Annotated in this window: 6 protein-coding genes; all 6 read right to left on the bottom strand. The window is 43.4% G+C overall.

The features are described 5' to 3' along the window. A partial coding sequence (locus MSA64_RS03745; protein WP_287890601.1) for a hypothetical protein occupies nucleotides 1-210 on the bottom strand: 210 nt, incomplete at its 3' end. A gap of 189 nt (nucleotides 211-399) precedes the next feature. After that, nucleotides 400-3588, bottom strand: a complete 3189-nt coding sequence (locus tag MSA64_RS03740; RefSeq protein WP_154431097.1) for a DUF5722 domain-containing protein — start codon at nucleotides 3586-3588, stop codon at nucleotides 400-402. A gap of 43 nt (nucleotides 3589-3631) precedes the next feature. Further along, nucleotides 3632-3868 (bottom strand): GIY-YIG nuclease family protein, encoded by a 237-nt coding sequence (locus MSA64_RS03735; protein ID WP_106491170.1) that lies wholly within the window; start codon nucleotides 3866-3868, stop codon nucleotides 3632-3634. A 109-nt stretch (nucleotides 3869-3977) separates the two neighbouring features. Then, entirely contained in the window at nucleotides 3978-5585 is a 1608-nt protein-coding gene (locus MSA64_RS03730) for a glycoside hydrolase family 13 protein (RefSeq protein ID WP_235904304.1), read from the bottom strand. Next, on the bottom strand, nucleotides 5506-6024 hold the full coding sequence (locus MSA64_RS03725; protein ID WP_235904298.1) for a hypothetical protein: 519 nt from the start codon (nucleotides 6022-6024) through the stop codon (nucleotides 5506-5508). The genes MSA64_RS03730 and MSA64_RS03725 overlap by 80 nt, the downstream gene beginning before the upstream one ends. Nucleotides 6025-6103: 79 nt before the next feature. Next, the coding region (locus MSA64_RS03720; RefSeq protein WP_287890598.1) for a peptidoglycan DD-metalloendopeptidase family protein at nucleotides 6104-6350 on the bottom strand (247 nt) is incomplete at its 5' end.

Raw genomic sequence — 6350 nt, 5'->3', positions numbered from 1 at the left:
GACATTGTGCTTATACGCATGCATCCCGCGGCTGCCCCGTCCGGTCATCTGTACTTCGGTGATCGGATAAAAATCCTCCGCTTCCCGTTTTCTCTCCCGGACATCCGCCCGTCCTGCCGGATCAAACTGTTTCAGTTCCACCACTCCGTTATCCCGGATCTCAAAAATTACTTTTAATTTTCCCTCTTCGATACGAATTTCTTTTGCCATAGTTTTACTTCTCCTTTTCCCCATACATTTTTATAAAACAAGTCCATGTCTTTTGCCGACACAGGCTTTCACTCGTTATATACATAAAGAAAGACTGTACCCGAATTTTAGTTCTCAGGTACAGTCCTATTATACTACTTGTCTTTTTGATATGAAAATTGTTTTTTGTTGTATTTTTATTGTCTGATCTTAGGTGAATTTCGCCGGGTTAAATCCTGAAACTGCCTGTTCCCAGCTGTTTTTTTTAATCAGTGGAAGGGCAAATTTTGTATATGTCATATACTGTTTTGTGTCCATGTATTTGAACACATCATATGCCTGTTTTTTACTGTCTGCAGTTTCTGTCGATCCGGGCTTACATGTCCATAATCCAAGATGAAATCCCTGCTGTGTTTCTGCACTGTGATCTACCTGTCGATGTACAACAAAAGAATCCACCATGTCATTTGTCTCTGCAAGATAATAACCGTACGCAATCGCTGCAGCCTGAATATCCTGTCTGTCATTCCCGTTTGTAACAGATGTAAATCCACATTCTGACAGAATAATCCTTTTACCTGCACCATAATTTTTCTTTACATATTCCGTAAAATATGAAAGATTGGCCATGGTAATAATCGGCGAATTTTCACTGTCAATTACATCCAGTGTCCGATTCCAGAAATCTGACTGTAATTCCGGTGCCGGATATGGATGAAATGCGATCATCCAGTCTGAAATACCTTTCTGATTCATCAGCTGCGCAAAACGATCCAACACACTCTTACTGGTATAACAATTAGCTCTGCGGTTATACGTCCATGTATGGTCAATTGACATATAGATACGTCCGTTACTGTATGCATGTTTCACACAATTGTATAACAGCTGGTATGCCTGCGCATAGTATTCCATATACTGATCAAATCCCACACTACCGCTGTAATGATAATCTTTCCAGGCATTAACTTCATTACCACAAATCCAGTTTACCACGCCCATATCCGGTGCCGCATATCGATTTGCCAAGAAAGAGCAAATTGCTTCCAGATGCTGCTTCCCTGTTGCCTCCTGCGTATTCCATCCATAAAGATTATATCCATAACTACGTGCTCCAGGAAGAATCAGATCCTGTTGCTGGTAATTCCATTGAAGAACGATAACAGCAGTAAGAACCATGCCTCTGTTATGAAGCTCTTTAATCTGACGATCCAGTTCATGGATATACCCGGTATTCATATAATATGTTTTCCCCTGATATTGATATTCAATACCACTTCCAGATGCCACATGGTTTAAAGCAATATTGACAACTGCATGTTTCACCCCAAGATTGCTGGCATCATCTTCCATGCCATCTTTTACCTGTAATCCTTTTTTGGTCTGTGCTGTTGGGAATGCGTAATTATATGTTGCACCCGGCATTACTGTAGCCGTATCACTCCAGGCACCGTCGCTATTGACATAGTAATTATTGATCCAGGTATTCGCTGCCATACGGCAATCATCATAGAAATAATACCAGGTATTTCCAATCTTTTGCCATCCTGTGAAAGCGGCACCGCTTCCACTAAGGTAATACCAGGTTTCTCCCTGATTCATCCAACGTCCAGCTTCCACCTTTCCGCTTCCGTCAGAATAATACCAGCTTCCATTTACCTGATACCAACCGGTATGCATTGCTCCACTGTTTCCATCCAGATAATACCAGCTTCCTCCCTGATTTAACCAGCCTGTATACATTGCTCCGCTTCCACTCAGATAGTACCACGTTCCTCCAAGGTTTATCCAGCCTCCGGACTGCATCGCTCCGCTTCCGTTAGAATAATACCAGGTTGCTCCATCTCGATACCAGCCGGTTCTCATTGCTCCACTTCCGGGATCCAGATAATACCACTTCCCTCCAAGATTCAACCAGCCTGTGTACATTGCTCCGCTTCCGCTCAGATAGTACCACGTTCCTCCCTGATTCAACCAGCCTCCGGATACCATCGCTCCGCTTCCGTCAGAATAATACCAGGTTGCCCCATCCCGGTACCAACCGGTTCTCATTGCTCCGCTTCCAGGATCCAGATAATACCACTTCCCTCCAAGGTTCAACCAGCCTGTATACATTGCTCCGCTTCCACCCAGATAGTACCATGTTCCTCCAAGGTTTATCCAGCCTCCGGACTGCATCATCCCGCTTCCATCAGAATAATACCAGCTTCCGTTTACCTGATACCATCCGGTATGCATTGCTCCGGTATTGGGATCCAGATAATACCAGTTACCTCCGGTATTGATCCATCCGGTTGTCAATGCTCCGCCAGCTTGCAGCCAATACCAGGCCGTTCCTATCTGCTTCCACCCATTTCCGGAAATCATTCTTCCGTTACTGTCCGCATAATATAATGTTCCTGTATAATCTCTGAAAACTCCTTTTTGTAATATTCCATTTTGCGGATTCAAATAATACCAGTTGCTCTGAAGATTTTTCCATCCCGTTGCCTGCTGACCATTTTCTATATAATACCAGTTGTTTCCATCCTGCTGCCATCCATCACGAATCTGACTTCTGTTTCCTTTTCCGTCATAGTTATAAATAACGCCATTAATTTTAAACTTACCCGACTGACTTTTCCCCTGTTTATCCAGATAAAAATAACCCGTTTCATTCTGCATAGGTCCTTCGTGCAATGCAGGATCTTCCTGCACGCCCTCTTTGTTTACATAATACCAGACAGACACATCTTCTCCCGGATGCACCCATGTATTGGTAAGATATTTTCCATCTCTCGGTTGTTGACTCTCCTCTTCTCCCCCGGTCTCATAAGAAAAGTAATATGTACCTTCCTGCAAAATAATTTCTTTTTCCTCGTCCGTTATCACTGGTGTAGTATCTGTGACAGAAACCATTCCTTCTTTCAACACACCTTGCTCTGGCTCTTCCTCTTTGATTCTGCTTACTTCTTTATCTTCTGTTTCATACACACCCAGATAGTAAATACCATCTTTTAAAATATAAACTCCCGGTGCACAGATTTTTTCTTCCTCTTCCCCCTCACTTTTCCATAGCTGCCAGCCGATTTCTGCATCGTATTTCCAGGTATAGATTATCTGCTCTTTCTTTACAGATTCCGACATCTGTGAAGCTTCCTGCGGTATAACTTCTGTTCTTTCTTCGTCAATTATATCATTCTTTTGTATTTCCAGATCAGATTGTTTTTCACTCTGTTCTTCTTCGCTCTGTACTTCAGACTCATCTCGATCCTCTTTTGTCCCCTTCTGGTTTTCCACAGTCATTTCCTGTTGTATTCCACCATCTGTACTTGCTTCAACTACAGCCGCTACAGGTGTCTGAAGTGTAAGCAGCATCGCAAGTCCCATGGCAGTCAACCATTTTCCTCTTTTCTTCATTTGTTCCTTCCTTTCATTTCCTCTTATTCCAGTTTTTCTGCAATCACAGAACCAGTTTCTCCTTTTGCTTTCTGGTCAGCTGTTTGATCTCCCACTCCCGGCGCATGGCTTCTTCTTTTGTCTCAAATGCCTCATAATATGCCAGTGTCACCGGCAGACGGGCTCTTGTGTATTTTGCACCTTTCCCCTCATTGTGCGTTTTCAGTCGTTTTGCTATATCGTTCGTCCAGCCGGTGTAATAAGTTCCGTCACTGCATTGTAATATATATGTATAATTCATTTCGTTCACTTCCCGTTATTCATTATACACATACCTTTTCAAAAAGGGAATCAAAAAAACAACCGAAATCGTTTTATTCAAAACAGATTCCGGTTGTCCTCACTTATCTTTATTTTTCCCACAGATATACTGCTGCCTCATACGGTCGCAGCTGTCTGCTCTGTAATTCAGGAGTTTCATCGTAATTGCTGATCAGAAGCCGTGAACCTTCCGGATCAATGGCTTCCGGAAGATGGAACTGTGCGTGATTCTCCGTAAAATTCAGTACCACAAACAGTTTTTTCCCTTCAAAGTTTCGCTCATACAGATACAGCTCTTCATTTTCCGGTTCATACTCAATAAAATCACCGTAGACAGCAACCTCATTTTCTTTTCGCGTCCGGATTAGCCGCTGCATATAGTGGAAAATCGAATTCTCATCTTCCAGAGCTTCTTTTATATTGATCTCTTTATAATTTGGATTCACTTTCAGCCACGGGGTACCGGTGGTAAATCCTGCATTTTCCGAATCATCCCACTGCATCGGGGTTCTCGCGTTGTCTCTGGCTCTGTAGTGGATACCGTCCAGTGTTTTTTCCGGGTCTTCATCCCCGTGAACCACATAGCGATCCCAGTAGCTTCTGATCTCCACATCGTCATAGTCTTCAATATTGTCAAAATATACATTGGTCATACCGATTTCTTCCTCCTGATAAATATAAGGGGTTCCCTGCATGGTCAGAAGCATGGTGTATAACATTTTCTGGCTTTCTTTCCGGTATTCTTTGTCATTTCCACGACGAGATACCGTTCTTGGCTGATCGTGGTTGGTCCAGTACAGGCTGTTCCACGCCCGTCCCTGAAAATACGTCTGCCATTTGCTGAAGCAGACTTTTAATTCTGACAGTGGCACTTTCCGGTAGCTGAATCGTTTGTCTCCGCAGTCCATCAGGTTCTGTTCGGACTGGAAGACCATGCCAAGTTCTGTTCCCTCATTGTTTGCATACTGCAGAGATTCCTCGATACATCCGCCGGTCAGCTCACCAACCGTCATGATGTCATATTTTGACAGCACTTCCCGGTTCATCTCCTGCAGGAATTCATGGATCCTCGGACCATCCTGGAAGTATTCTTCCCCGATATTTTCTCCCGGTTTTCCATCCGGCAGTCCCGGAGTTTTGGAATAAATGTTTACCGTATCCATCCGAAAACCGTCGCATCCCATATCCAGCCAGAATTTCATCATATCGTAGATCTCATGCCGTACGGTTGGATTCTCCCAGTTTAGATCCGGCTGTTTGGTCGAGAAGATGTGCAGGTAATACTGATCGGTCGCCTCATCGTATTTCCATGCGGGACCGTAAAAATAAGAGGTCCAGTTATTTGGCTCTTTTCCGTCTTTTCCATCTCGCCAGATGTAGTAATCCCGGTATGGATTATCTTTTGATTTTCTGGATTCCACAAACCAGGGATGTTCGTCGGAACTGTGATTTACCACCAGATCCAGCAACAATTTCATTCCCCGTTCATGCGTCTGTTTCAGCAGTTCCTTAAAATCATCCATCGTTCCAAACTCATCCATGATATCCCGGTAATCCGAGATATCATAGCCGTTGTCATCGTTCGGTGATTTAAAACACGGACACAGCCACACCACATCAATTCCCAGTTCTTTCAGATAATCCAGCTTGCTGATAATGCCGGGAATATCTCCGATTCCATCCCCGTTCGAATCCATAAAACTTCTCGGGTAGATCTGATAAACAATCGCCTCTTTCCACCATGCTTTTTTCATCATACACGTTCCTTTCTTTTGTTCTTTTTTCTACCCTACTATTTTTTGCTGCGTTTTCAATATTTATTTTTAATTCTTCCACTGACATCCCCGCTCTGTTCGCTGCTTCCTCTATTGATAAGATTCCATCTCTTATCAGACCAGTCAGAATTCTCACAGTTGCTTCCTTTCTTCCTTCATTTCTTCCATCTTCTATCATTTCATCCACTGCCTGACACATATTCGTTTTCTCTCCTCCTGTTTTGATTTTTATTGGTGTTTTTGTGATTGTTTTGATTACCTGCATTCCGATTTCTGGATATGGAATCTGGAATTGAAAAAGATATGATATTAGATTTCCTAGACGATAGAAATAATAATGCTTTGCTCTATGGTAGCACATTCCCCTCCGCCTGTCCATACAGGAAATGTAACGGCAAAATCCGCCTGTCTGAAACGAATTTCCAGACAGACGGATCTTTCTATTCTGTCACCGTCTCGATATAGATCATCGGGTCGATGGGATTGCCGTCTTTGGTCATGGCAAAGTACAGGTTTGCGCCCTCTTTGACATAATATTTTGTCGGGTCACTGACGTAGCCAAGGATGGTTCCGCTCTCCACGGTCTGTCCCGGTTCTACGGTGATGTCTTTCAGCTGTCCATAGGTTGCCTGATAGCCGTTTCCGAGATCCATGACCATGGTAGTTCCTGTCTCAACATCTTCGCTG

It is taken from the genome of Oliverpabstia sp. (assembly GCF_022785585.1).
Lineage (GTDB): Bacteria > Bacillota > Clostridia > Lachnospirales > Lachnospiraceae > Oliverpabstia > Oliverpabstia intestinalis.
Note: the sequence above shows the minus strand (reverse complement) of the source record. Positions and strands in the feature narration are given on the sequence as shown.

Bases quoted from the DNA above. Each gene is read 5' to 3' on its own strand.
- MSA64_RS03740 (WP_154431097.1), bottom strand. From the start codon at position 3,588: ATGAAGAAAAGAGGAAAATGGTTGACTGCCATGGGACTTGCGATGCTG.
- MSA64_RS03735 (WP_106491170.1), bottom strand. From the start codon at position 3,868: ATGAATTATACATATATATTACAATGCAGTGACGGAACTTATTACACC.
- MSA64_RS03725 (WP_235904298.1), bottom strand. From the start codon at position 6,024: ATGTGCTACCATAGAGCAAAGCATTATTATTTCTATCGTCTAGGAAAT.
- MSA64_RS03730 (WP_235904304.1), bottom strand. From the start codon at position 5,585: ATGGATTCGAACGGGGATGGAATCGGAGATATTCCCGGCATTATCAGC.